The following is a 22809-nucleotide window of genomic DNA, read 5'->3' on the forward strand; positions in this document are numbered from 1 at the left end:
GGAAGCTATAGAGGCGCATACGCCATTGCCTGTATTTCTGCGCCACGCTTTTCGCCCCGGCGCTTGGGGCTTGATTCATTAGCCAGCGCCCACCGATCTAAGCGTGATGTCCGCGACAAAAATCCTTTGGGGTCAGGTCATCACGGTCTTCCTGATCGTGCTAGCCGGCATATGGGCCGCGACGCAGTGGACGGCCGCGGCGCTCGCCTATCAGCCTGAGCTTGGGGCGCCTTGGTTCATGCTTGGCGATTGGCCTGTCTATCCGCCGCCGGCCTTCTTCTGGTGGTGGTTCTCGTTCGAAGCCTATGCGCCCGAGATATTCCAGACCGGCGCGTTCATCGCCGTGTCGGGCGGATTCGCCGCGATCGTCGTCGCCATCGGCATGTCGGTATGGCGCGCACGCGAGCTGAAGAACGCCGAGACCTACGGCTCGGCGCGCTGGGCAACGCGCAGTGAGGCGAGCGCCGCCGGGCTGCTTGGACCGAACGGCGTCATGCTGGGGCGGCTCGGGCGCGACTATCTGCGGCATGACGGCCCCGAGCATGTGCTGTGCTTCGCGCCCACACGGTCGGGCAAGGGTGTTGGCCTCGTCGTGCCCACGCTGCTGACCTGGCCCGGCTCAGCGATCGTTCATGACATCAAGGGCGAGAATTGGCAGCTCACGGCCGGCTTTCGCGCCCTGCACGCGCGAGTGCTGCTGTTCGATCCGACCAACGCCGCTTCAGCCGCCTACAATCCCCTGCTCGAAATCCGCAAGGGCGCCTGGGAAGTGCGCGACGTGCAGAATGTCGCCGACGTGCTGGTCGATCCCGAAGGCAGCCTAGAAAAGCGCAACCATTGGGAGAAGACGAGCCACGCCCTTCTGGTCGGCGCGATCCTCCATGTCCTTTATGCCGGCGAGAACAAGACGCTCGCGGGTGTCGCCGCCTTCCTGTCCGATCCGCGCCAGCCTATAGAGTCCACGCTGCGCGCCATGATGACCACGCCGCATCTTGGCGAGGCCGGCGTCCATCCCGTCGTTGCCAGCGCGGCCCGCGAGCTGCTCAACAAATCGGCCAATGAGCGGTCGGGCGTCCTGAGCACCGCCATGTCGTTCCTCGGCCTCTATCGCGATCCCGTCGTCGCGCAGGTCACGCGCACCTGCAAGTGGCGCATAGCGGATCTCGTCGAGGGCGAGCGGCCGGTGACGCTTTATCTCGTCGTGCCACCATCCGACATCTCGCGCACCAAGCCGCTCATTCGCCTCATCCTCAACCAGATCGGGCGCCGCTTGACCGAGGACTTGAAGGCGCGGCAGTCGCGCCATCGCCTCCTGTTGATGCTGGACGAGTTTCCCGCGCTGGGGCGGCTGGACTTCTTCGAGAGCGCGCTGGCGTTCATGGCCGGCTACGGCATCCAGAGCTTCCTGATCGCGCAATCGCTCAACCAGATCGAAAAGGCATATGGGCCGAACAACGCGATCCTCGACAACTGCCATGTCAGGGTGAGCTTCGCCACCAATGACGAGCGCACCGCCAAGCGCATATCGGACGCGCTCGGCACTGCGACCGAGATGCGAGCGATGAAGAACTACGCCGGGCATCGCCTCTCACCCTGGCTCGGGCATTTGATGGTGTCGCGCTCCGAAACCGCCCGCCAGCTCCTCACCCCCGGCGAGATCATGCAGCTCCCGCCCGACGACGAGATCGTCATGGTCGCTGGCATCCCGCCGATCCGAGCGAAGAAAGTCCGGTATTTCAAGGATCGGCGGTTCACGCAGCGCGTGCTGTCGCCGCCGGATAGGAATGTCGGGGAAGGCCCGCCGCGCCCGAACGACTGGAGCGGCTTGCCACCGATCGAGGCTCCGCCGATGCCCCAACCGATCGAGCATGATGCGCCGAAAAAGCCGAAGAAGAAAAAGGCCGCCAAGAAGGCTAGTGCGGCGGACGATGCCGCGAACGCGGACCTGCGCCGCGAACCGGAGATGGAACGTCATATCGACATCGCGCCGGCGCCCATGCCCGTTTCCGCCAATGAGTTTGAGCTGGACGAGCCCGAACCCGATGTCGACGCGGCACGGCAAGCGACGGCGCGCCGTCAGACGCAGCGGCTGGCCCGGCAGGCGTCCCTCGATCCCGACGACGGCATCGAGCTATGACCACCAAGTCACCTTTGTCCGTCTATCTCGAACAGGACCTCAAGGACGCGCTTGAAGCCTATGCGGATAGGCGCGGCCAGTCGCGGTCGCTGATCGCCGAGGCTGCCATTGCGTCCTTCTTGTCGCCCGATGCAGACGAACAGCGCGAAGCGGCCATCTCCAAGCGCCTCGACCGGCTGGACCGGCGTATGATCCGGTTGGAGCGCGATGTGGGGATCGGTGTCGAGATGATCGCAATGTTCGTCCGATTCTGGCTATCGAACACCCCGCCGCCACCCGAAGCGGAACGGGGCGCCATGCGCCGACAGGGCGGTGATCGCTACGATGCCTTCATCGACGCGCTTGGCCGTCGACTCGCGAAAGGTCCGAAGGTCAGGCAGGAAATCAGCGAGGACTTTCCTGCCCGGGAAGAGTGAGCGAACTACGCTGCTCCCTGTCGTTCTTCGCCAGCCTACGACAGCCGAATCTATCTGTTGAACTCTGATCCTTTTTGTCTCTCTTGATGTGTCCCTGACGCCGGGCGGCGGTTCGCCCGGTCCAATTCAGGGGCCTCTTCTTGATCATCCATCCGATCCGTTCCGAGGCGAAGGCACGCGGCGCGCGGATGCTGCGCACGGCGCTCGGCCCGTCGATCGCCGCCTGGCTCGACGATGCCGCTGTCATCGAGGTGATGCTGAACCCGGACGGGCGGCTGTGGGTCGATCGGCTCGGCGAAGGCATCAGCGACACCGGCATGACGCTGAGCGCCGCCGATGGCGAGCGCATCGTCCGCCTGGTCGCGCATCACGTCGGCGTCGAGGTCCATGCCCGGTCCCCGCGCGTCTCGGCCGAGCTGCCGGAAGGGGGCGAGCGGTTCGAGGGGTTGCTGCCGCCCGTCGTCGCCGCGCCGGCCTTCGCAATCCGTAAGCCCGCCGTCGCGGTGTTCACGCTCGACGACTATGCGGCCGCCGGGATCATGTCGGCGGCCGAGGCGGCGGCGCTGCGCGATGGCGTGCAGACACGCGCCAACATCCTCGTCGCGGGCGGGACCGGCAGCGGCAAGACCACGCTGGTCAACGCGCTGCTCGCCGAGGTGGCGAAGACCACCGACCGCATCGTCCTGATCGAAGACACGCGCGAGCTGCAATGCGCCGCGCCCAACCTCGTCGCCATGCGGACCAAGGATGGCGTCGTCTCGCTGTCCGATCTCGTCCGATCCTCGCTGCGGCTCCGCCCCGACCGCATTCCCATCGGCGAGGTGCGCGGCGCCGAGGCGCTCGACCTTCTCAAAGCCTGGGGCACCGGCCACCCCGGCGGCATCGGCACCATTCACGCCGGGACCGCGCTCGGCGCGCTGCGCCGCATGGAGCAGCTCATCCAGGAGGCCGTCGTCACGGTCCCGCGCGCGCTGCTGGCCGAGACCATCGACCTGATCGCCGTGCTGGTCCGCGACGGGCACGGGCGCCGGCTGATCGAGCTGGCCCGCGTCGACGGACTCGACCCCGCGACCGGCGACTACCGCCTCGCACCGCTCACCACCCCCCACCCCGGAGACCTGCCATGATCCATGCCCTTCGGCATGGCGCGCGTCGCGCCATGCTCACCGCCACCGCCAGCGTGATCGCGCTAACCTTCGCCGTTCCGGCCCACGCTGGCGGCTCGTCTATGCCGTGGGAAGCCCCGCTGCAATCCATCCTCGAAAGCATCGAGGGGCCGGTCGCGAAGATCATCGCGGTCATCATCATCATTATCACCGGCCTGACCCTGGCGTTCGGCGATACGTCGGGCGGCTTTCGCCGGCTGATCCAGATCGTCTTCGGCTTGTCGATCGCCTTCGCCGCGTCGAGCTTCTTCCTGTCGTTCTTCTCGTTCGGCGGGGGGCTCGTCGTCGCATGACGGGCGCGGCCGATCCCGTCGAGCCGATCGCCGGCTATTTTGCGCCGGTCCATCGGGCGCTGACCGAGCCGATCCTGCTCGGCGGCGCCCCGCGCTCGCTCGCCATCGTCAACGGCACGCTGGCGGGCGCGATCGGCCTTGGCCTTCGCGTCTGGATCGTCGGGCTGGCGATTTGGGCCGTCGGCCATGCGCTCTCGGTTTGGGCCGCGCGCCGCGATCCGCAGTTCGTGGACGTGGCCCGGCGGCACCTCCGCTATCCGGCGTGGATGCGGCCATGATGTCGCTCCGCGAATACCGGAATCGCGCCGCCCACCTGGCCGACTTCCTGCCTTGGGCCGCGCTGGTCGGCGAAGGCGTCGTTCTCAACAAGGACGGCAGCTTTCAGAGGACCGCCCGTTTCCGCGGTCCCGATCTCGACAGCGCCACGCCGGCCGAGCTGGTCGCGACGAGTGCACGGTTGAACAGCGCGCTCCGCCGGCTCGGTTCGGGCTGGGCAATTTTCGTCGAGGCGCAGCGCACACCCGCGCTCGACTATCCCGAGTCCGCGTTCCCCGATCCGGTGTCGACGCTGGTGGATATGGAGCGCCGCGAACAATTCCGCGAGGAAGGTGCCCACTTCGAGAGCGCCTACTACCTGACGCTGCTGTGGATGCCTCCAGCCGAGGAAGCCGCGCGTGCCGAAGGCTGGCTCTACGAGGGCCGCTCGACAACCGGCGTAGATCCGTGGGAGCTGCTCAAAGGTTTCACCGATCGCAGCGATCGCGTGCTGGGACTGGTCGAGGGCTTCGTCCCCGAGGTCCGTTGGCTCGATGATGCCGAGACGCTGACCTATCTGCACAGCACGGTCTCGACGCGGCGCCAGCGCGTCCGCGTGCCGGAAACCCCGATGCACCTCGACGCGCTTCTCGCCGATGAACCGCTGACCGGCGGGCTCGAACCGAAGCTCGGCGACCATCACCTCCGCACGCTGACGATCACGGGTTTCCCGAGCGTCACGTTCCCCGGCCTGCTCGACGAGCTGAACCGGCTCGCCTTCGAGTATCGCTGGTCGACCCGTGCGATCATGCTCGACAAGACCGACGCGACCAAGCTGCTGACCAAGATCAGGCGGCAATGGTTCGCCAAGCGCAAATCGGTCGCCGCGATCCTCAAGGAAGTGATGACCAACGAGGCATCGACGCTGCTCGACAGCGACGCCTCGAACAAGGCTGCCGACGCGGACACCGCCCTGCAGGAGTTGGGCGCCGACTATGCCGGCATGGCCTATGTCACCGCCAGCGTGACGGTGTGGGACCGCGATCCGGCCATTGCCGCCGAAAAGCTGCGACTGGTGGAGAAGGTCATCCAGGGCCGCGATTTCACCGTCATTCCCGAGGGCATGAACGCGATCGAGACATGGCTGGGGAGCCTGCCCGGCCACACCTACGCCAATGTCCGCCACCCCCCGATCTCCACCATCAATCTCGCCCACCTGATCCCCCTGTCAGCGGTGTGGGCGGGGCCGGAACGGGACGAGCACTTCGGCGCTCCCTCCTTGCTTTACGGCAAGACCGAAGGCTCGACCCCGTTCCGGTTTTCCCTTCACGTCGGCGATGTCGGCCACACCTTGATCGTCGGGCCGACCGGCGCGGGCAAGTCGGTGCTGCTCGCGCTGATGGCCATGCAGTTCCGGCGCTATGCCGGCGCACAGGTTTTCGCCTTCGACTTCGGTGGCAGCATCCGCGCCGCCGCGATCGGCATGGGCGGCGACTGGCAGGATCTCGGCGGCATGTTGGCCGACGAGGCAGAAACCGGCGTCCAGCTACAGCCGCTCGCCCATATCGACGATACCGCCGAACGAGCCTGGGCGGCGGAATGGCTGGCTGCGATCCTCGCGTCCGAAGGCGTCGCGGTCGATCCGCAGGCCAAGGAGCATATCTGGTCGGCGCTCGGCTCGCTCGCCAGCGCGCCGCCTTCCGAACGCACACTGACCGGCCTGGTGGTGCTGTTGCAGAGCCAGCAGCTCAAGCAGGCTATTGCCCCTTACTGCCTCGGCGGACCGTGGGGCCGCCTGCTCGACGCCGAGGCCGAACGGCTCGGCGAATCGTCGGTGCAAGCGTTCGAGACGGAGGGATTGGTCGGCGCCGGTTCGGCGGCCGCGGTCCTGTCCTATCTGTTCCACCGAATCGAAGGCCGGCTGGACGGCTCGCCCACGCTCATCATCATCGACGAAGGCTGGCTGGTCCTCGACAGCCCGGATTTCGCAACCCAGCTCCGCGAATGGCTCAAAACCTTGCGGAAGAAGAACGCCAGTGTCGTGTTCGCGACGCAGAGCCTAGCCGACATCGAGACCAGCTGCATCGCGCCGGCCATCATCGAAAGCTGCCCGACGCGCATCTTCCTGCCGAACGAGCGCGCTGCCGAACCGCAGATCGCGGCCATCTATGAGCGCTTCGGCCTGAACGCCCGGCAGATCGAAATCCTCAGCCGGGCAACGCCCAAGCGCGATTATTACTGCCAGTCGCGGCGCGGCAACCGGCTGTTCGAGCTGGGGCTGGGCGAGGTCGCGCTCGCCTTCACCGCCGCCTCGGCCAAGGCCGACCAGCTCCGCATCGCCGAGATCATCGAAGCCTACGGGCAATCCGCGTTCGCCGCCGAATGGCTGCGGCATCGCGGCTGCGCCTGGGCGGTCGAGCTTCTTCCCGAACCCCAACCCGATCCGCTGGCCGGCCGCCGGGAAGATACCGGCCAGCTTCCCCTTGCCTTGAAGGACATCGAACCATGAAGCCCTCCATTCTACGCCGCGCCGTGCTGGCCGGCGCTATCGCCACGTCGAGCATGATCGGCATCACTGCCGCGACGCCGGCTCACGCTCAGTTCGGCGGGATCGTCTATGATCCGACCAACTATGCGCAGAACGTGCTGACCGCCGCCCGGTCGCTCCAGCAGATAAATAACCAGATTCAGCAAATCCAGAACCAGGCGACCAGCCTCATCAACGAGGCGCGCAACCTCGCTACGCTGCCGTTCAGCTCGCTTCAGCAGTTGCAGCAGCAGGTGCAGCGCACCCAGCAGCTTCTCGGCGAGGCGCAGCGCATCGCCTACGACGTGCAGAGCGTCCAGCAGGTTTTCGACGGCCGCTACAAGGGCGCGGCGCTCACCGGCACCCACGCGCAGATGGTCGCCAACGCCAATGCGCGCTGGGAGGATAGCGTCGGCGCGTTCGAGGACGCGCTACGCGTTCAGGCCGGCGTTGTCGGCAACATCGACGGCGCGCGCACGACAATGGACGGCCTGGTTTCGTCCAGCCAGTCGGCGACCGGTGCGCTTCAGGCTGCCCAGGCGGGCAATCAGCTTCTCGCGCTGCAATCGCAGCAGCTTGCGGACCTGACCGCCGCCGTTGCGGCACAGGGGCGGGCGCAGGCGCTGCAATCCGCTCGCCAAGCCGCCGAGGAAGCCGAAGGCCGCGAGCGGTTCCGCCGCTTCATGGGCAACTGAGACGCCCGATGTCGCGCACGGCGAAGATCGCAGGGGTAGCGGCGCTGGCCGGGTTGATGATGACGGTGGCGATTGTCGCCGCCGTTCAGCCCGATGAGCCTGCACCCGCGCCTCCGCTCCTCCTGCCGGTGGACGAAGGCCAAGCTAGGGTCGCTCGCGAGCTGGACCGCTGCGCCACGCTTACCATGCCGGATAGCGGCTGCGAGGCGGCCTGGGCCGCCAATCGCCGCCGCTTCTTCCGCCAGGAAGAGTCCGCGCCCGAGACGGAGCGCGGCAGCGACATGGCGCCGGATGAAGGCGCCACACCATGAACGACACCGGCGTCATCGACACCTTCCTCAATGTCTTCACCAGCTACATTGACAGCGGGTTCGGGCTGCTCGGCGGCGAGGTTGCATTTCTCTCGACCACGCTGATCGCCATCGACGTAACGCTGGCTGGCTTGTTCTGGGCCTGGGGGGCGGATGAGGATGTGCTTCAGCGCCTCGTCAAGAAGACGCTCTATATCGGCACCTTCGCCTTCATCATCGGCAACTTCTCAGGTCTGGCCACCATCGTTTTCGAGAGCTTCGCCGGCCTGGGCCTCCAGGCCAGCGGCGGCGCGATGTCGATCGCTGATTTCATGAAGCCCGGCACGATCGCTGCGACCGGGCTTCAGGCCGGCAAGCCGCTGCTCGATGCGGCGGGGCAATTCTCCAGCCTTTGGGCCTTCTTCGCCAACGCCGCGCTGATCCTCGTGCTGCTGATCGCTTGGCTGATCGTCGTGCTCGCATTCTTCATCATCGCCGTGCAGGTATTCATCACCCTTATCGAGTTCAAGCTGGTGACTCTGGCCGGGTTCGTCCTGCTGCCCTTCGCCTTCTTCAACAAGACCGCCTTCATGGCCGAGAAGGTGCTGGGCCATGTCGTCTCGACCGGCATCAAGGTGCTGGTGCTCGCGGTCATTACCGGCATCGGCACGACGCTGTTCAGCCAGTTCACCACCGCCGGCCTTGGCGCCGAACCCGACATCAATCAGGTCATGGCGATTGCGCTGGCCGCGCTGTCGCTGCTGGGCCTCGCGATCTTCGGTCCCGGCATTGCCAATGGCATCGTCTCGGGTGGCCCGCAGCTTGGCGCCGGTGCGGCGGCCGGGACCGCGCTCGCAGCGGGTGGCGCTTTGATCGGCGGCGCGGCCGCAGCTCGGCATGGCGTGGGGGCGGCCGGCAGGATGACCGGAGCCGCCGCGCGTGGCGGCGCTCAAATGGCGGGCGGCGCGACCAGCGCCTACAGCCTCGGTTCGTTCGGCAAGAGCGGCCCCGGCGCTGTCGCGGGCGGCGTGGCCGCGGTCGGTCAGGCGGCGGCGGGGAGCGCGGCGAACGCTGTCCTCTCGCCGCTGCGTAAGGCGGCCGCCAAGGGCGGCGAGGCGATGAAGTCCAACTTCCGCTCGGGCGCACGCGCCGGGTTTACAGCCACCGGCGGTACGATCACCGGCGGACCCGCGCCCGCCACCCCGGCCGCCGCGACCGTTGGCGCTGCCGTATCGGCCGGCTCGTCCGCCCAACCTGGTTGGGCGGCTGCGATGAAGCGCCGCCAGTCAATGACCCACGGCGCCACCGTTCTCGCGCACACGATGAAGGCCGGCGACAGCCACGGCGGCGGCGCCGGTCCCGACATCGAAGAGAAGGACTGACCCTCCATGTTCCAACGTCCCACCATCCGCTATGGCCAGACCCCCGAACCCACGACGCCCTATCAGCGAGCCGCCCAGGTGTGGGACGACCGCATCGGCGCCGCGCGCGTCCAGGCGAAGAACTGGCGGCTCGCCTTCTTCGGCGCGCTCACCCTGTCCAGTGGCCTCTCCGCCGGACTCGTCTGGCAGTCCGCGCGCGGGCATATCGTGCCCTGGGTGGTTCAGGTCGATCGGCTGGGCGAGGCCCAGGCCGTCGCGCCGGCCGAAACCGGCTATCGTCCGACCGATCCGCAGATCGCGTTCCACCTCGCCCGCTTCATCGAGCAGGTCCGCGCGATCCCGGCCGATCCGGTGATCGTCCGTCAGAACTGGCTCCGGGCCTACGACTTCACCACCGACAAGGGCGCGCTGGCGCTCAACGACTACGCGCGCGCCAATGACCCGTTCGCCAATGTCGGCCGGGTGCAGGTCGCGGTGGACGTGTCGAGCGTCATCCGGGCCTCGCCCGACAGCTTCCGGGTGGCCTGGACCGAGCGCCGCTATCAGGACGGCAACCTCACCGCCACCGAACGCTGGTCGGCCATTCTCACCATCGTCGTGCAACCGCCGCGCACGCCCGATGCGCTGCGCAAGAACCCGCTCGGCGTCTTCGTCAACGCCCTCAACTGGTCAAAGGAGCTGTCGCAATGACGCTTTTCCATCGCTCCGCTTCGGCGGTCCTGCTTGTCTCCGCAACCGCGCTCGCCGGCTGCGCCACCACATCGGCGAAGCCGCCCGCCATCGCTTACGACGATCCACCGGCGGGGATCGCAACGACACTCGCGCCGGAACCCCCGCGCGCCGTCGAAGTGGTGACGATCCCCGAACCGCTGCCGCTCCCCGGCCAATTGAAGCCGGTCGCGGACAGCGCGCCGCCTTCCGAGCCTGCCGATCCGCGCCGCCGTGTCGGCGCGGCCAATGCCGCTGCGCGTATGCAGCCCGCCCGAGACGGCTTCCTCAACGCGATCCAGCAATATCCCTGGACGCAGGGCGCGCTCTATCAGGTCTATACCGCCCCCGGCCAGGTGACAGACATCGCCTTGCAGAAGGGCGAGCAGCTTGTCGGGCCGGGGCCGGTCGCGGCCGGCGATACCGTGCGCTGGATCATCGGCGACACGGTGAGCGGCAGCGGTCCCGCGGCGCGCGTGCATATCCTCGTGAAGCCGACGCGACCGGACATCGCGACCAACCTTGTCATCAATACCGATCGCCGCACCTATCATCTGGAGCTGCGCGCGACGGCTTCGACCTACATGGCGTCGGTTTCGTGGACCTACCCGCATGACGCGCTGATCGCCTTGCAGGGACGCAACGCGGCGGCGGCATCGGCCGCGCCGGTGGCGAGCGGCGTGGACGTGTCCGCGCTCAATTTCCGTTACCGGATCGAGGGCGACCGCGTTCCGTGGAAGCCGGTTCGCGCCTTCGACGATTCCGCCCAGGTCTTCATCGAGTTTCCGGGCGGGATCGCGCAGGGCGAGATGCCGCCGTTGTTCGTGACCGGCGCGGCCGGCGGTGCCGAACTGGTCAATTTTCGCGTGCAGGGCCGCTACATGGTGGTCGATCGCCTGTTCGCCGCCGCCGAGCTCCGCTTGGGCGACCGACGCAGCGAGCAGCGCGTCCGCATCGTGCGCGACGACGGACGGGAGCGGCGGCCGTGAACGATCCCATCGATAGTGCTCCGCCCGAACCGCTGGCGCCGCGTTCCGATCCCCAAGCCTTTCAGCTTCGCCGCGATCCCCCGCGCGTCATGCGTCTTTCGCGCAAAGCGCTGGCCATGATGGGCATCGCCGCCGGTCTCGGGATCGGCGGCTCGCTGATCTATGCGCTCAGGCCGGCAGGCGAGAAGGAAGCGAAGGAACTCTACAGCACCGACAGCCGCGCCACGTCCGAGACCATCACCTCTGGACCAAGGGACTATGCCGAGGCGCCGAAGCTCGGGCCGCCGCTCCCCGGCGACCTCGGCGGTCCCATCGTCTCCGCCCAGCGGCGCGGCGAGAATGTCCCGGTGCCTCCGGTCGGTGCGCAGCCCGATGCGCGTGCCCAGGCCGCGGAAGCCGCCCGCCAGCGCGCGCAGCAAGAGCGCGACGCGGCGCGCATGAGCGGCGTGTTCCTCGGCGGGAACGCTGGCAATATCGGAACGGCGCCAGCGTCTTCGCTGGTCCTGCCAGAGCAAGCCGCGCCGCAACCGCAGCCGGCGAGCGCCGCTCAGAACGATCAGGCCGCCAAGCAGGCCTTCATGGCGCAGGCGTCGAACCAGCGCACTGTGAGCGTCCAGCGCCTGACCCCGCCCACGTCGCCCAACATCGTTCAGGCCGGCAGCATCATCCCGGCCGCGCTCATCACCGGCATCCGGTCGGACCTTCCCGGCCAGATCACGGCGCAGGTGACGCAGAATGTCTATGACAGCCCCACGGGTCGTATCCTTCTCATCCCGCAGGGCGCGCGGCTGATCGGCGAGTATGATAGCGAGATCGCCGCCGGGCAGACCCGCGTGCTGCTGGCTTGGGACCGGCTCATCATGCCGGATGGCCGCTCGATCGTTCTCGAGCGTCAGCCTGGCGCGGACGGAGCCGGCTTTGCGGGCCTACAGGATCGAGTGAACCAGCATTGGGGCAATCTGTTCAAGGCGGCGGCCATCTCGACATTGCTCGGCATGGGCGCCGAGCTGGGCGCCGACAGCGAGGACGATCTAACCCGCGCGCTGCGGCGTGGATCGCAGGACACCATCAATCAGACCGGCCAGCAGATCGTACGTCGACAACTCAATGTGCAGCCGACGCTCACCATCCGGCCGGGGCACCCCTTGCGCGTGATCATTACACGCGATCTGGTGCTCGAACCCATCGGAGCGATGCGATGACGAAACTGAAGCTCGGGCCGCTGGCCGACGACCGTCCGGTCAAACTCTCCGTGGAGCTGCCCGCGCCGGTTCACCGTGATCTCGTCGCCTACGCTGCGGCGCTCGCCGCCGAGACCGGGGCAGCCCCGGTCCTGCCCGAGAAACTGATAGCGCCCATGCTCACCCGGTTCATGGAAACCGACCGGGCCTTCCGCCGACGCCGCGCGCAGGAGACGTGAAGGCGTGTTCGCCTGCGTTCAGTTTCCCATGAACCGCTTGAAACGATCCCGACCTTCCGCCTCGACGACGGCCTGCTCAGCGTTGGCGCATTCGTCGCCCCTTACTGAGCCTTCCGCGCATTGCGTTACGACCTGTCGCGCCTCGTCGAGATGCACTGCGAAATACTGTGTTCCGCGCGGTGCGGCTGGCGCCACCGCTGCGGCGGGCGGACTCGTGGCAGTTGCCGTTGGACCGACCGGCACGATCACCGGGCGCAGCACGAAGCCAGCCCCAAACCCGAGGGTCAGCGTGACCAGCACGATGATGAGCGTCCTGCCACGCGTCATGACGGTTCCTTTCCCGATTGCTCTGTCGATGGGTGCGGCCCCGGCATAGGTGGCAGAGAATAGCGGACGGCCACGAAATCGAGGAAGCGCCGCAGCACGGCGTTCTCATTGTCCTCCCGCCAATAACCCGAGAATCCGACCCGCATATGCCCGTTGGTCTCGTGGACCTCCCGGAATGCCACTCCCGGAACCTGGATGCCGAGCGCGGATTCCACGACGATTGAGAGGCGCCCGCCGAGTGCAATAGCGCTGAGTACCGTGTCGCGTCCGATGTCGTCCATGTCGATCTCTGGCGTGTAACCGGGCATTCCAAGCTTGCCCACGAGCATGTTGCGTGTCTCCAGGCCGGGATCTCGTTCGGTCAGCAGGAAGCGTTCGCCGGTCAGGTCGGTCCAGTGGATGCGTTCGCGCTCGGTTAGCGGATGACTTTCTGGCATCGCTACCAGGATGCGCTCGCTCCATAACGGCCGACTCGTGAGGCCCGGGTAGGGTGCCTCGCCGATCATGATCGCGATGTCGAGCAGGCCGCTTTCGATTCCCGCCAATAGCATCTCGCGGTCCCGCTCGAATGCGCGCAGTTTCACCTCCGGATAGCGCTCGTCGAACTCGCTGAGGGTCGCGTGCAGGTTGCCGGCAGAGCAAGAGGTGTAGAAGCCTATTGCCAGCCTGCCGACATGACCGTTTTGCGTGGCGCGCACCCAAGCGTTCAATTCCTCGAATTCTCGCACGATGCGTCGCGCCGTCCGCAGATAGGCCCCTCCGTTGTGAGTTAGGGTCGCGCCGCGCGTACCACGATCAAACAGCGCCATACCCAGCCGTTTTTCGACTTCGATGATGTGCCGGCTGAGCGTCGCCTGCTTGATATTCATACTGCGCGCCGCCCGGCTGAAGCTGCCAGCCTCGGCCGCTGCGATCAGATAGCGAAGCTGGCGCAATTCGATCATAGGTGTTTCAGCGAAGCAGCCGACAAGCTCGCGGAAAGCTTACAGAGTTGGCTCACCCGCCGGCCCCCTGATCGAAGGGTTATCAATCTGCCCAAGGATCGGATGAGGCCAGCGCCACCACATCATCAATGGAGAGCAAGGTTGGCGGAGACAGTGGAAATTCGCCGGCGGCCGTCAGGGAGAGCAAGGTGCCGATGTGCTTTGCGATGGTAGTTGCAGAATAGGCCATGGGGAAGGCATCGACGGTCTCCCGCGCGGTAGGTGGGAAATAGCGTGCGCGAAAGCCGGGCTTGAAAACGGAATCCCAGATATTGAGCGATTGCCCGCCATTTTCCGACTTCCCGCTGAAGATGGCATAGCTCGGCAAGGCTTCGGGTCGATCGACAAGCGCGCGATGTACGAACTCGTCGACCTTCTCCAGAACGATGCTCTCGACCCCCGCGTCTCGAACCTGCCGGGCTGAAGCGAACAGCGCATACGCGCCGTCCAGTGATCCGCCGACCCGGCCGCCATCGCCTCCCTGCGGAGTGTAGCCCAAATGGGCCATGACCCGGAAACCTTCCCGCGTCAGCCGCTCGATTATGGCAATGACCGCTTCCGAATGGACCTCCAGCTTGATGACGTCGGCGCCGGCACGGCGCATTCGGTCGGCGCTGCGGACCGCAACCTCCCCATTGACGACCGATCCGTCCGGCATGTCGCCGACAATGTAGGGAGCTTCGTAGGGAAAAAGCTGTTTTGCCCGATGCGCGACCTCTTTGACCAGGCCGGCCATAATCTCGAGGAACAGGGCCTGTTCGCCCTTGGCCAGCCGGGTGCTGGCCCGCCCGAGGTGCGTCATCAGATAGGAATCCGAGACCATGAGGCAATCGAGCCGAATACCCATCTGGAGGACAGGACTGTCGGCCATGGCTTTCGCCACCGCATCGACCTCGTAGTCGCGATAGAGGTTCAGCTTGATCGGGCGACGGCTGTCGCCTCGCTGCCCATGAGCGGGCGCAACGAGTTCGGACATCAGCATCGGTGTTCTCCTTGCTACAAGCTGAGCGTTATTTGAGGGCGGCTGAGCGGGTGAACGCTGTCGATCCGCGCAGCAGCATGACTATGGCGGCGGTAATCGCCCCGCAGAGCGCGGCGGCGAAGAACAGCGGACCAATCCCACCGCTGGCCGCGATCATGCCTCCCCCCACGCTGGCGACGATCGTCGCCAGTTTGGCACCGCTGTCGAACCAGCCGAAAGTCCGGCCCGCGCTGGCGTCTTCTATCGTGTCGGTGATCAGGGCATTGAGCGCGACATAGCCGAGCGTCATGCCCGCCCCCAGCGCGACCCGCGCCATCGCAAAGACGAGCAGCGACGTGGTGACTGCCTGCACCGCGAGCATACCGCCCACGATCAGGCATCCGGCGGCGAACCAGGGTGCGGGATCGCGATCGCGCAAGTGCCGGCCGAGCGGAAGGCAGGCGAACAGATAGACGATGTGGGGCAAGCCGAAGAGCCATCCGGCGGTGCCAGCACCGATGCCGAACGCTTTCATGCTGTAAGGCACGAGGAACGGGAAGGAGGAGATCATGGCCAGCGTGAACCCGGTCTGGCCGGCCATGATCGCGACGCGCGAGAGCACTTGCCGGCCATGGGGCAACGGGACCGCGCTATCCGCTGCCGCTTCGGTTTTGGAGCGGCTCTTCGTGGGAAGGGGGAGCAGCATCAAGACGGCGATCACCGGCAGGAGTGCTATGACCAGATAGACATTCTGCGGAACAATATGCTGATCGATCAGGAAGCCCACGGCTGCGGGGGCCAGGATGAGCGCGAGACGCGCGCTCGCCTGGGTCAGGTTCAGCGCTTGCGACAATTCACTGCGCGGCAAGGCTTCCGAGAGATAGGCGTTGCTGGCCGAGAAGGTGCCGCCCAAGAGGCCTTGGAGGCAGAGCGCCACCACGAACAGCGGCAGCGATCCCGCGAGGCCGGCGACCAGGAAACTGACGGCTAGGCCGATCTGTGCGCGCAGCAGCAGGGGCTTGCGGCCCCAGCGGTCGGCCAAACGGCCCCACAGCGGCGCGGAGATGGCAAGGCATGCAGTCGGCACGATGTAGAGCCAGCCGATCAGGCTCTCGCTGGCACTGGGCGCGAGCCCGACCAGGATGAGGCCCAGAAAAGGCGGCAAACCCATGGGACCGAACGCGCCCGCGAAATGACAGGCGAGAACGGTGGCCTTGATGCGGCCCGGGCTCACCGCCCCGTCTCGCCAAGGAGAAAGTTGGGCGCTGTATACCCATAGGCCTTGTTGACGTCGGCAGCGCCGATCGCCTCGCGGGTTTCCAGCGTTGCGGCGCGCAGGAGATATTTGATCGGGAAATGGCGCGCGTCCAGCAGCGCAGCGCGCAGCGGCCCGGACACGATGCCTTCGTCATCCAGCCGGTCGAGTTGCCGCTCGACGGACGCGCGCAACAGGCTTCGATAGGCGCCGGGCCTGCCCAGATGACGGCCTAGCCCTTCGATGACGGCGCCCAGATTGAGCTGGATCGTGATGGTGATCAGCATCTGCGCGATGGCCGCTGTATCGGTTTGGGTGATACGCGAATCTTGCAGCCTTCCGATCCAGGCGTCCGCCCTGGGAAAAGCCACAAGCAGGGCGGAAGCATCGATCCGGGGGGAGTCGTTATCTTTGAGCAGCAGGCGCAAGCCCCCCTCGCCCCGACTAAAGAGCACCACGGAGTTCTGCTGATTGGCCTCGAGCTCGATGCCGTAATGCGCCGCCAGGCGAAGATGGACGCTCAGGAGCAGGTCACAAAACTCGCTGAGGAACCGCTCAACGTCGCCCCCATAATACCGATCTGCCAGATGCAGCGCGTAGGGACGGCCATCAGGCATTGGCGCCATCATGGCCGCGACCGGCACCGGCTCGCAGCCGTCGAGCCCTTCGGGATAGCGGCGGACGATGTGGGCGAGGAATCGCTCCCCGGCGTGATGCGCCCCGCCGCTTTCGTCGGTGAGGAGAAGCTTTGCCCGAAGCGTCGCGTCATCGGCCCGGATCGCCTCCAACAGCGAATGGACGACATGGCCGTCGTTGATCGTGACCGGCTTGATCGCGCGCAAGTTGAGGCGGCCAAGCGTACTGATCGCCAGCGGCAGCTTGATGTGGAGGCCGGGTTCCTCGACGACCGCCAAGGCCCGCACCGAGAGCGTGGGCGCGACTTCGAGATAGTCCCGTGGCGCCATGTAGGCGCGATCGGTCAACCCTGCCTTGGCCAGGATCTCGTCCATTCTCTCGCCGCGCATGAACGGATGGACGGGCAGGAGCGCGTGCGTCTGCTCCAGCGCTGGATCGAGCCCCACATCGGCGAACGACGGCCAACGGGCAGGCACTTCACCTTGCACGGACAGACCGTCCCTGGGGAGGGCGAGCCAGGCTAGGCGGAACGACTGCTGATATTCCGGACCATAAGCGATGAGATCGTCGGCGGCAAAACCGTGCTTCGCCCGCGCTGTAGGATAGAATGGATGATCGATGAAGGATGCCAACCTGTCGTTGGCAAGCATCTGCTTGTGCCATTCGGGATGGGCGGCCAGGTGTGCGGAGGCAGGCGGGGCGGTATCGCGGGCCGTGTCGCAGATGGCGCCCTGTTCGATCGCGGCTTGGCACTCGTCGAGAAAGGCAGAAACATTGCCGCTGTCCTCACCTTCGAGCCCGGCCTTCATGATCTCGAGGAACTCAGTGACGCTGTCGACGAGGCGCGCGCCTTGCCGCGCTACATGAACGAACGGCGGTGCGCAGACACGCCACGTCTGCATGAACCCGTCAGGCTCGACCGGCATGAAAAGCGTGCCGCCATCCGCGGCCTCATAGGCGAGATAGTGATCCGTGGGTGCGATCAGCCTGTCGAAGGGTGCTCTCTCGGCTGGAATGACCGTCCCGTGCGCGATTTCCCGATAGTTTTCGCGCACGAGGCAATCTGCCACGCGCCTCAGGATATAGCGGCTGTGATCGCGGACCGATGGCGCAGGTTTGACAGCGGTGGCGATGTTCATCGTTATTCTCCTGAGGACGGGTGGCTGGAAGCGGCTAGTCGATCGCGTATCGCAGCGTGAACATCACGGACCGCGGAGCGCCTGGCATGTTGAGGTTCCCCACGGTGCCATGAGCCGACACGATGTAGTCGCGGTCGAAGATGTTGCGGATGTTGAGTTGCGCCTTGAACTTGCCCAGGCGCGCCCACGCCATGGCGTCAGCGGTCACATATTCGGGCAGCACGACGGTGTTCGCGAGGTTAGCCTGACGATCGCCGACATAATTGGCGCCGCCGCCGAGGCCGAAGCGGTCTCCGAAGTTCCGCATCAGCCAGAAGCTTGCGCTGTTCACCGGCGTCAGCGTCGGCCGATTGCCCTGGATGGAAACACCGGAATCGAGCGCCGGCGATTTGGTGATACGGGCATCGAGATACGCATAGCTGGCAATGGCCTGCCACCCTTCCGACAGCTCCAGTTGCGCCGACAGTTCGATCCCCCGCGTCCGCTGTACGCCCACTGGCACGACCTTGAGCAGAACCGGATCGGTCGCCTTTATGTCCGACCGTTTCAGGTTGAAGGCCGAGATCGTCGCCGAAAGTTTGCCGTCGAACAGATCGAACTTGGCCCCGATTTCGCGGTTGATGGTCTTTTCCGGTGCTATGTCCGCACTGCTCACCGAAAGAGCAAACGTCTCGCCGGAAGGCTGATAGGACTTGTTCCAGGAGGCGTAGTAGGACTGGGTCGGCGTCGGCTGCCAGACGAGGCCAATGCGCGGGCTCCAGAATGTGTCCGTCCGCGCAAGGTCGGGCTGTCCCGCTATGCGCTGGTGGACTTCCTGGCGGAAGCGGTCATGGCGCAGGCCGGCAAGCACCTTCCAGTGTTCCCCGAGGGCGATCATGTCCTGGGCATAGAACCCGAGGGTCTTGTAGACGCCGGTCCGGTTCGTGCTGGGATTGCCGGAGACTGCCAGGGGCAGGACCGGCAGAACCGGGTTGAACAGATCGACCGTGGCGATGTTCGCCCGATCGATGCGCAGCTCATATTTGGACTGACGGCCCGCTTCGAAGCCCAGCAACAGCTTGTGCTCCAACGGCCCGGTGGAAAATGTGCCGGACAGTTCCAGTTGGTTGAACCAGCCATGCTCGGCGCGATCGGTGCTCTGGCGATTGAGCGTTACCGTCCGCGCGGCTTCGTTGACGATGTTCGGAATCGTGTTCTGCCGATCGAGCGTATAGTCATAGTAGCGGAAGGCGTTGTGCAGCCGAAGCGTATCGCTGAACTCATGGTCGAGCGTGGCGGTCGTGGACCAGACTTCCGACTGGCTGAAATCCACGTCCCTGCCGTTGGCCGCGCCATAATAGGTCGAGGCGGGAACATCGACCGGACGTCCCTGGAAGGCCGGAATGCCGTTGTCGGTCAAACGGCGGTCGCGCAGATAATCGGCCTGAAGAAGTATCCGTGTGCGTTCGCTCGGCGCGAACAATACCGAGGGCGCGATGGCTTCGCGCTTGAGAAAGCCCTGATCGCGATAGCTGTCCGACCGTTCGATCGCGCCGGTCAGGCGAACGGCAACATCATTGTCGGTAAAGACATGGCCAAGATCGATCTCGCCGCGCTTGTCGTCCCAACTGCCATAGCTCAGGACGATCTCCCCCCCCTCGGTGCCCGGCTTCTTGGGCACCCGGTTGATGAGACCGCCGGAGGAGCCGCGTCCGTAGAGCACGGACGCCGGCCCTTTCAGAATCTCGATCCGCTCGATGTTCGACAAGTCGCGGAAATAGAGGGCGTCGTCGCGAACGCCGTCGATGAAGAGGTCACCATAGGCGATATTGCCGCGGATCACGAACTGATCGCGCTGGCCGTCTCCGGTGGCCATGCCGATGCCGGCCACGTTCTTGACCGCGTCCTGCAGCGACAAGGCCCGCTGGTCACGCATCACCTGACTGGGGATGACGTCGATTGTCTGCGGGATGTCGCGCAGCGGGGCGTCGAGCTTCAACGCCGTGGTGTCGGGGGTGCGGTATTCCGGATTAGTGGCCGTTACCACGATGTCGTCGCGACCCGAGCCGGCTGCCGCAACTTCGCTGTCCGCACTCTCCGCGCCAAAGGCCGGTGATGACGCCATCGCCGCAACCAAAGCCAGTATCGAGACGGTGCCGTGTTTCCGAACGACACGGGTATTCATAGTAGTCGCAAGCATGTGTTGCCCCCAAATATTTGCTAATGCGAATCGTTCGCATATTTGGGCTGTTAGAGTAGCGTTGCGATCGAAGTCAAGGACGGCGGCGAAGCCGCGCTGCGTTTCGCGTCTCCCAAATAGTTGAAAAGGTGAGCGGATTGCCGTGCTCATACCCCCGCCTCGTTCAGATAGATGCGCTCGGGATGGGCGTGGCACAGGAAGTCATGGTGGGAGATGTCCCAGCCATAGGCACCCGCCATGAGGAAGCAGACGAGATCGCCGATCCGCGCCCGCGCGACGGGCACATCGCGGGCCAACACATCCTTGGGGGTGCATAGCTCGCCGGCGAGCGTCAGGTTGGTATCGGAGCATTCGGGCCGGGGCCAGGGATGAAGCCAGGCATCGCGGGGAAGAATCACGAAAGGATGATTGTGCGCCCAGGAACTCGGCAGCCGGAAATGATGGGTGCCACCTCGCAGCAAGGCAAAGACACGTCCATGGACGGCCTTAATGTCGAGAATCTCGCAGACATAGACGGCATGATAGGCGGCGAGAATCCGGCCGCATTCGAATTGCAGGCGCAGATCGCCAGCTACATGTGGTGCGAGCGCGCGGGTGAAGCCTTCCACGTCGAACCGCCAGTCCGGATCGCCATAGTCGACACCCCAGCCACCGCCGAGATTGACTACCGCCAAGTCCAGACCATGCTCGTTCGCCCAGGACCGGGCGAGATCGAGTTCCATCGCGCAGAGCGCGGCATGTCCGGCAGCATCGCGATTGTTCGAGACCGTGTGGAAATGGAATCCCTCGAACCGCAGCGCCGGACAATGCGCCAGCAGCTTCAGGGCGTCGGGGATATCGGATTGCGCGATGCCGAACTGGGTTGCCGCTCCCCCCATGGTGAGGGTTGCTCCCGGCACTGGGCCGGCAAGGTTCACACGCAGCAATATGGGCAGGACCGCACCCGCCTGTGCCGCAACGGCGTTCGCGAGGCGCAACGTGTGCAGGCTTTCCACATGGAGCCGTTCGACACCCTGCGCCAGGATCAGCTCGATATCCCCGCCCGTGCGCGCGGGTCCGCCCATGATGATCCGGGCTCCGGAGCCGACCGCCTCGCGCACCCGCAGGATTTCGCCCGACGAGGCGACCTCGAACCCGGCAACGTGCGGCGCGAGCGTCCGCAATATCCTGGGGTCGTTGTTGGCCTTGACGGCATAGAATAACTCCGCCCGGGGCGGCAGCGACCTCACCATTTCCAGCACGTGCCGCTGCAGCGCATCGAGATCGTGCAGGAAGGCGCAGATCGGCCGTTCGCTGTCCACCACGGCGACGACTTGCGCGGCGCTTGGCCTCAACAGCGTCATGATAGCGCCACCGTCGATTGCTGCAGTGCATATCCATCCCGCAGCGCAGGTCGGAGGGGATTGGGTATCTCGACATAATCGGGCCGTTCGCCGCGACCGGCGAAACAGCTCGTGAAATTCGCTTTGGCAGGCAGGGTTTCCGCTTCGAGAAGCCAGGCGACGAGGCTGGCGGTGGGGCTGTCCTCGGCGGCGGTGGACAATGCCTCGGCAATGGAGCGCCAGAGGTCGCCTTCCGGCGCATCAGCCAGACGCGAGACTGCCGCGACCACATGGTTCAACTGATTGCTGATCAGGTAGTAGACTAGGCGCCGGCGCGCTTCCTCGGCGAGGAAGAATACTGATGGATCGAGTTCTAGCTTCGGCGCGATGCGTTCGAAGCGCTCGCGATCTATGCTGACCCCTTCCAGGTCGCGCACGATCAGGCGGGTTGGAGTTCCACGGTCCAACTCCAGAAGGCTGTTTTGGCTGTGCGCTTCGAGGCTGACGCCCGTTCTGGCGAACAGGCGCAGCGGCGGGAGTATGGCCGTCTGGACGTAAGCGTGTAGCCAGGCTTGCGCCGCGGCGAGACCGGAAAAGCCGCAGCCCATGGCCTCTAGCATCGGGCGGCCATCGTTCGGCGATGGTTCGAGCAGGCCAGCCAGTACAAATGCTTCTCGCCGAGGCGCATCGCGCAGGACGACGGCCGTAATTGCTTCGAGGTCGGGACGATCAATCCAGACGGCGCCGGGCTCATCGAGCACGTCGAGGCCGCAGGCGGCGACCTGTTTCGCAATCGCCGCAAGCGCCTGCTCTGCCGCCATGCTTCGGGCGATCTGGTCGCGCGGGTTGGTGCGCGCGAAATTGGTGATCCGGGCCGCAATCGGGAGCTTGAGGAACATATTGGCGCTGGGTGCGAACACGGTGCGGACCGATGACGTCGGCTGCATCGTCGCGCCGGTGGGCAGGGTGAGGATCGCGCGTCCCCGCGCGACGAGATCAGCGAATGATGGATCGGTTTCGAGGCGCGCGGCCTGCCAGGGGTGGCTCGGAATCAGAAGGCGGCCTCCGATCGCTTTTTCCGGCAGACCGGAAAGATCGGTGAGGATGCGGTTCACCCGCTCCTGGGCCTGCCCGTCACGCCACAGCGCAGCCCCGACTTCGGTCTCGGCGATGATCCAGCGCAACTGGAAACCACGGGCGCGCTCCGGCGCATAACAGTCGATATCGTCCGCCGAAAAGCCATCTATGCTTTTGGCAAATGGATGGAATGGATGCCCGTGCCAGAGACTCTGCTCCAGTCCCATTGGGGATGGATCGAAAGGACGCGCCGCGCAGACCAGAGCGTGCTCCTCCGCACCATCGAGCGCCTTGATGAGGCGCTCCTTGATCGCCGGCGAGATAGAGCCATTTTCCTGTGCGAGCGTATCCGCCATCAGGCTTGCGATGAGAACAGGGTCATTCGTCGCCGTTGCGGACCCATCGGCTTGTTCGACCAACACGGGTAGCCGCCAGCGATGGAAGCCTCCCGGCGATGCCCGCAGGCACGAGGCGCGCAGCCTGTTCGCGCCCATGTTCAAGATGCAGGCCTCACCCTCGACCGGCACGGATTCGGTCATGCGTTCTCGCAGCCATGTATTGAGCAGCCGCTCCATCGCGATACCGGCGCGGATGGCGGCGGCATCTTCGGCTGTTCTCTCCACAGGTAGGGGCAACGTCATCAGACGGATCT

Annotated in this window: 21 protein-coding genes; 13 read left to right on the top strand and 8 right to left on the bottom strand. The window is 65.7% G+C overall.

Annotation, left to right across the window (positions count from 1 at the left end; genetic code table 11):
- Positions 1–106: 106 nt before the first annotated feature.
- From LDB26_RS18800 to LDB26_RS18860, 13 genes are all read left to right on the top strand, one after another.
- Positions 107–2137: a conjugal transfer protein TraG gene (locus LDB26_RS18800; protein WP_062062635.1), complete on the top strand. Its 2031-nt coding sequence runs from the start codon at positions 107–109 to the stop codon at positions 2135–2137.
- Complete coding sequence (locus LDB26_RS18805; protein WP_062062637.1) at positions 2134–2553, top strand: CopG family ribbon-helix-helix protein; 420 nt, start codon at positions 2134–2136, stop codon at positions 2551–2553. The genes LDB26_RS18800 and LDB26_RS18805 overlap by 4 nt, the downstream gene beginning before the upstream one ends.
- Positions 2554–2693: 140 nt before the next feature.
- Positions 2694–3680: a P-type conjugative transfer ATPase TrbB gene (trbB, locus tag LDB26_RS18810; protein WP_062062641.1), complete on the top strand. Its 987-nt coding sequence runs from the start codon at positions 2694–2696 to the stop codon at positions 3678–3680.
- Positions 3677–4012, top strand: a complete 336-nt coding sequence (locus LDB26_RS18815) for a TrbC/VirB2 family protein (protein WP_257539515.1) — start codon at positions 3677–3679, stop codon at positions 4010–4012. Before trbB ends, LDB26_RS18815 begins: the two co-directional genes overlap by 4 nt.
- Positions 4009–4290, top strand: a complete 282-nt coding sequence (locus LDB26_RS18820) for a VirB3 family type IV secretion system protein (RefSeq protein ID WP_257539516.1) — start codon at positions 4009–4011, stop codon at positions 4288–4290. The genes LDB26_RS18815 and LDB26_RS18820 overlap by 4 nt, the downstream gene beginning before the upstream one ends.
- Entirely contained in the window at positions 4287–6776 is a 2490-nt protein-coding gene (gene trbE / locus LDB26_RS18825; RefSeq protein WP_062062647.1) for a conjugal transfer protein TrbE, read from the top strand. Before LDB26_RS18820 ends, trbE begins: the two co-directional genes overlap by 4 nt.
- The gene (gene trbJ, locus LDB26_RS18830; RefSeq protein ID WP_062062650.1) at positions 6773–7489 is read left to right on the top strand and encodes a P-type conjugative transfer protein TrbJ; all 717 of its coding nucleotides are present in this window, start codon (positions 6773–6775) and stop codon (positions 7487–7489) included. The genes trbE and trbJ overlap by 4 nt, the downstream gene beginning before the upstream one ends.
- A gap of 8 nt (positions 7490–7497) precedes the next feature.
- Positions 7498–7800, top strand: a complete 303-nt coding sequence (gene trbK-alt / locus LDB26_RS18835; RefSeq protein WP_062062653.1) for a putative entry exclusion protein TrbK-alt — start codon at positions 7498–7500, stop codon at positions 7798–7800.
- Complete coding sequence (gene trbL, locus LDB26_RS18840; protein ID WP_257539517.1) at positions 7797–9161, top strand: P-type conjugative transfer protein TrbL; 1365 nt, start codon at positions 7797–7799, stop codon at positions 9159–9161. The genes trbK-alt and trbL overlap by 4 nt, the downstream gene beginning before the upstream one ends.
- A gap of 6 nt (positions 9162–9167) precedes the next feature.
- Positions 9168–9851: a conjugal transfer protein TrbF gene (trbF, locus tag LDB26_RS18845; RefSeq protein WP_062062660.1), complete on the top strand. Its 684-nt coding sequence runs from the start codon at positions 9168–9170 to the stop codon at positions 9849–9851.
- On the top strand, positions 9848–10858 hold the full coding sequence (gene trbG, locus LDB26_RS18850) for a P-type conjugative transfer protein TrbG (RefSeq protein WP_257539519.1): 1011 nt from the start codon (positions 9848–9850) through the stop codon (positions 10856–10858). The genes trbF and trbG overlap by 4 nt, the downstream gene beginning before the upstream one ends.
- Positions 10855–12060, top strand: coding sequence for a TrbI/VirB10 family protein (locus tag LDB26_RS18855; RefSeq protein WP_062062666.1), 1206 nt, complete (start codon positions 10855–10857; stop codon positions 12058–12060). The genes trbG and LDB26_RS18855 overlap by 4 nt, the downstream gene beginning before the upstream one ends.
- Entirely contained in the window at positions 12057–12278 is a 222-nt protein-coding gene (locus LDB26_RS18860; protein ID WP_020817596.1) for a DUF2274 domain-containing protein, read from the top strand. The genes LDB26_RS18855 and LDB26_RS18860 overlap by 4 nt, the downstream gene beginning before the upstream one ends.
- Before the next feature lie 18 nt (positions 12279–12296).
- Here LDB26_RS18860 and LDB26_RS18865 read toward each other — a convergent pair whose 3' ends face one another.
- From LDB26_RS18865 to LDB26_RS18900, 8 genes are all read right to left on the bottom strand, one after another.
- Positions 12297–12605, bottom strand: coding sequence for a hypothetical protein (locus LDB26_RS18865; RefSeq protein WP_062062668.1), 309 nt, complete (start codon positions 12603–12605; stop codon positions 12297–12299).
- Positions 12602–13549, bottom strand: a complete 948-nt coding sequence (locus tag LDB26_RS18870; RefSeq protein WP_062062670.1) for a LysR family transcriptional regulator — start codon at positions 13547–13549, stop codon at positions 12602–12604. The genes LDB26_RS18865 and LDB26_RS18870 overlap by 4 nt, the downstream gene beginning before the upstream one ends.
- An 82-nt stretch (positions 13550–13631) precedes the next feature.
- Positions 13632–14570 carry a 3-methyl-2-oxobutanoate hydroxymethyltransferase gene (locus LDB26_RS18875; RefSeq protein WP_062062673.1) on the bottom strand — a complete coding sequence of 313 codons (939 nt, stop codon included), beginning with the start codon at positions 14568–14570 and terminating at the stop codon, positions 13632–13634.
- Between the two features lie 28 nt (positions 14571–14598).
- Entirely contained in the window at positions 14599–15783 is a 1185-nt protein-coding gene (locus tag LDB26_RS18880) for an MFS transporter (RefSeq protein ID WP_062062676.1), read from the bottom strand.
- Positions 15780–17579 (bottom strand): IucA/IucC family protein, encoded by a 1800-nt coding sequence (locus LDB26_RS18885; protein WP_062062679.1) that lies wholly within the window; start codon positions 17577–17579, stop codon positions 15780–15782. The genes LDB26_RS18880 and LDB26_RS18885 overlap by 4 nt, the downstream gene beginning before the upstream one ends.
- Before the next feature lie 34 nt (positions 17580–17613).
- Positions 17614–19758, bottom strand: a complete 2145-nt coding sequence (locus LDB26_RS18890; protein WP_082635090.1) for a TonB-dependent siderophore receptor — start codon at positions 19756–19758, stop codon at positions 17614–17616.
- A gap of 146 nt (positions 19759–19904) precedes the next feature.
- On the bottom strand, positions 19905–21101 hold the full coding sequence (locus LDB26_RS18895) for a type III PLP-dependent enzyme (protein ID WP_062062685.1): 1197 nt from the start codon (positions 21099–21101) through the stop codon (positions 19905–19907).
- A complete protein-coding gene (locus tag LDB26_RS18900) occupies positions 21098–22798 on the bottom strand; it encodes an IucA/IucC family siderophore biosynthesis protein (protein WP_082635091.1) in 1701 nt (566 codons plus the stop codon). Before LDB26_RS18900 ends, LDB26_RS18895 begins: the two co-directional genes overlap by 4 nt.
- Between the last annotated feature and the right edge of the window lie 11 nt (positions 22799–22809).

Origin of the sequence: Sphingobium sp. CFD-1, assembly GCF_024611115.1 — a bacterium.
Taxonomy (GTDB): Bacteria; Pseudomonadota; Alphaproteobacteria; order Sphingomonadales; family Sphingomonadaceae; genus Sphingobium; species Sphingobium baderi_A.

What these genes read in the sequence shown, in the direction of transcription:
- LDB26_RS18800 (WP_062062635.1), top strand. Translation starts at nt 107, where the DNA reads ATGTCCGCGACAAAAATCCTTTGGGGTCAGGTCATCACGGTCTTCCTG.
- LDB26_RS18805 (WP_062062637.1), top strand. Translation starts at nt 2,134, where the DNA reads ATGACCACCAAGTCACCTTTGTCCGTCTATCTCGAACAGGACCTCAAG.
- LDB26_RS18815 (WP_257539515.1), top strand. Translation starts at nt 3,677, where the DNA reads ATGATCCATGCCCTTCGGCATGGCGCGCGTCGCGCCATGCTCACCGCC.
- LDB26_RS18820 (WP_257539516.1), top strand. Translation starts at nt 4,009, where the DNA reads ATGACGGGCGCGGCCGATCCCGTCGAGCCGATCGCCGGCTATTTTGCG.
- trbE (WP_062062647.1), top strand. Translation starts at nt 4,287, where the DNA reads ATGATGTCGCTCCGCGAATACCGGAATCGCGCCGCCCACCTGGCCGAC.
- trbJ (WP_062062650.1), top strand. Translation starts at nt 6,773, where the DNA reads ATGAAGCCCTCCATTCTACGCCGCGCCGTGCTGGCCGGCGCTATCGCC.
- trbK-alt (WP_062062653.1), top strand. Translation starts at nt 7,498, where the DNA reads ATGTCGCGCACGGCGAAGATCGCAGGGGTAGCGGCGCTGGCCGGGTTG.
- trbL (WP_257539517.1), top strand. Translation starts at nt 7,797, where the DNA reads ATGAACGACACCGGCGTCATCGACACCTTCCTCAATGTCTTCACCAGC.
- trbF (WP_062062660.1), top strand. Translation starts at nt 9,168, where the DNA reads ATGTTCCAACGTCCCACCATCCGCTATGGCCAGACCCCCGAACCCACG.
- trbG (WP_257539519.1), top strand. Translation starts at nt 9,848, where the DNA reads ATGACGCTTTTCCATCGCTCCGCTTCGGCGGTCCTGCTTGTCTCCGCA.
- LDB26_RS18860 (WP_020817596.1), top strand. Translation starts at nt 12,057, where the DNA reads ATGACGAAACTGAAGCTCGGGCCGCTGGCCGACGACCGTCCGGTCAAA.
- LDB26_RS18865 (WP_062062668.1), bottom strand. Translation starts at nt 12,605, where the DNA reads ATGACGCGTGGCAGGACGCTCATCATCGTGCTGGTCACGCTGACCCTC.
- LDB26_RS18870 (WP_062062670.1), bottom strand. Translation starts at nt 13,549, where the DNA reads ATGATCGAATTGCGCCAGCTTCGCTATCTGATCGCAGCGGCCGAGGCT.
- LDB26_RS18875 (WP_062062673.1), bottom strand. Translation starts at nt 14,570, where the DNA reads ATGCTGATGTCCGAACTCGTTGCGCCCGCTCATGGGCAGCGAGGCGAC.
- LDB26_RS18885 (WP_062062679.1), bottom strand. Translation starts at nt 17,579, where the DNA reads ATGAACATCGCCACCGCTGTCAAACCTGCGCCATCGGTCCGCGATCAC.
- LDB26_RS18890 (WP_082635090.1), bottom strand. Translation starts at nt 19,758, where the DNA reads ATGCTTGCGACTACTATGAATACCCGTGTCGTTCGGAAACACGGCACC.
- LDB26_RS18895 (WP_062062685.1), bottom strand. Translation starts at nt 21,101, where the DNA reads ATGACGCTGTTGAGGCCAAGCGCCGCGCAAGTCGTCGCCGTGGTGGAC.
- LDB26_RS18900 (WP_082635091.1), bottom strand. Translation starts at nt 22,798, where the DNA reads ATGACGTTGCCCCTACCTGTGGAGAGAACAGCCGAAGATGCCGCCGCC.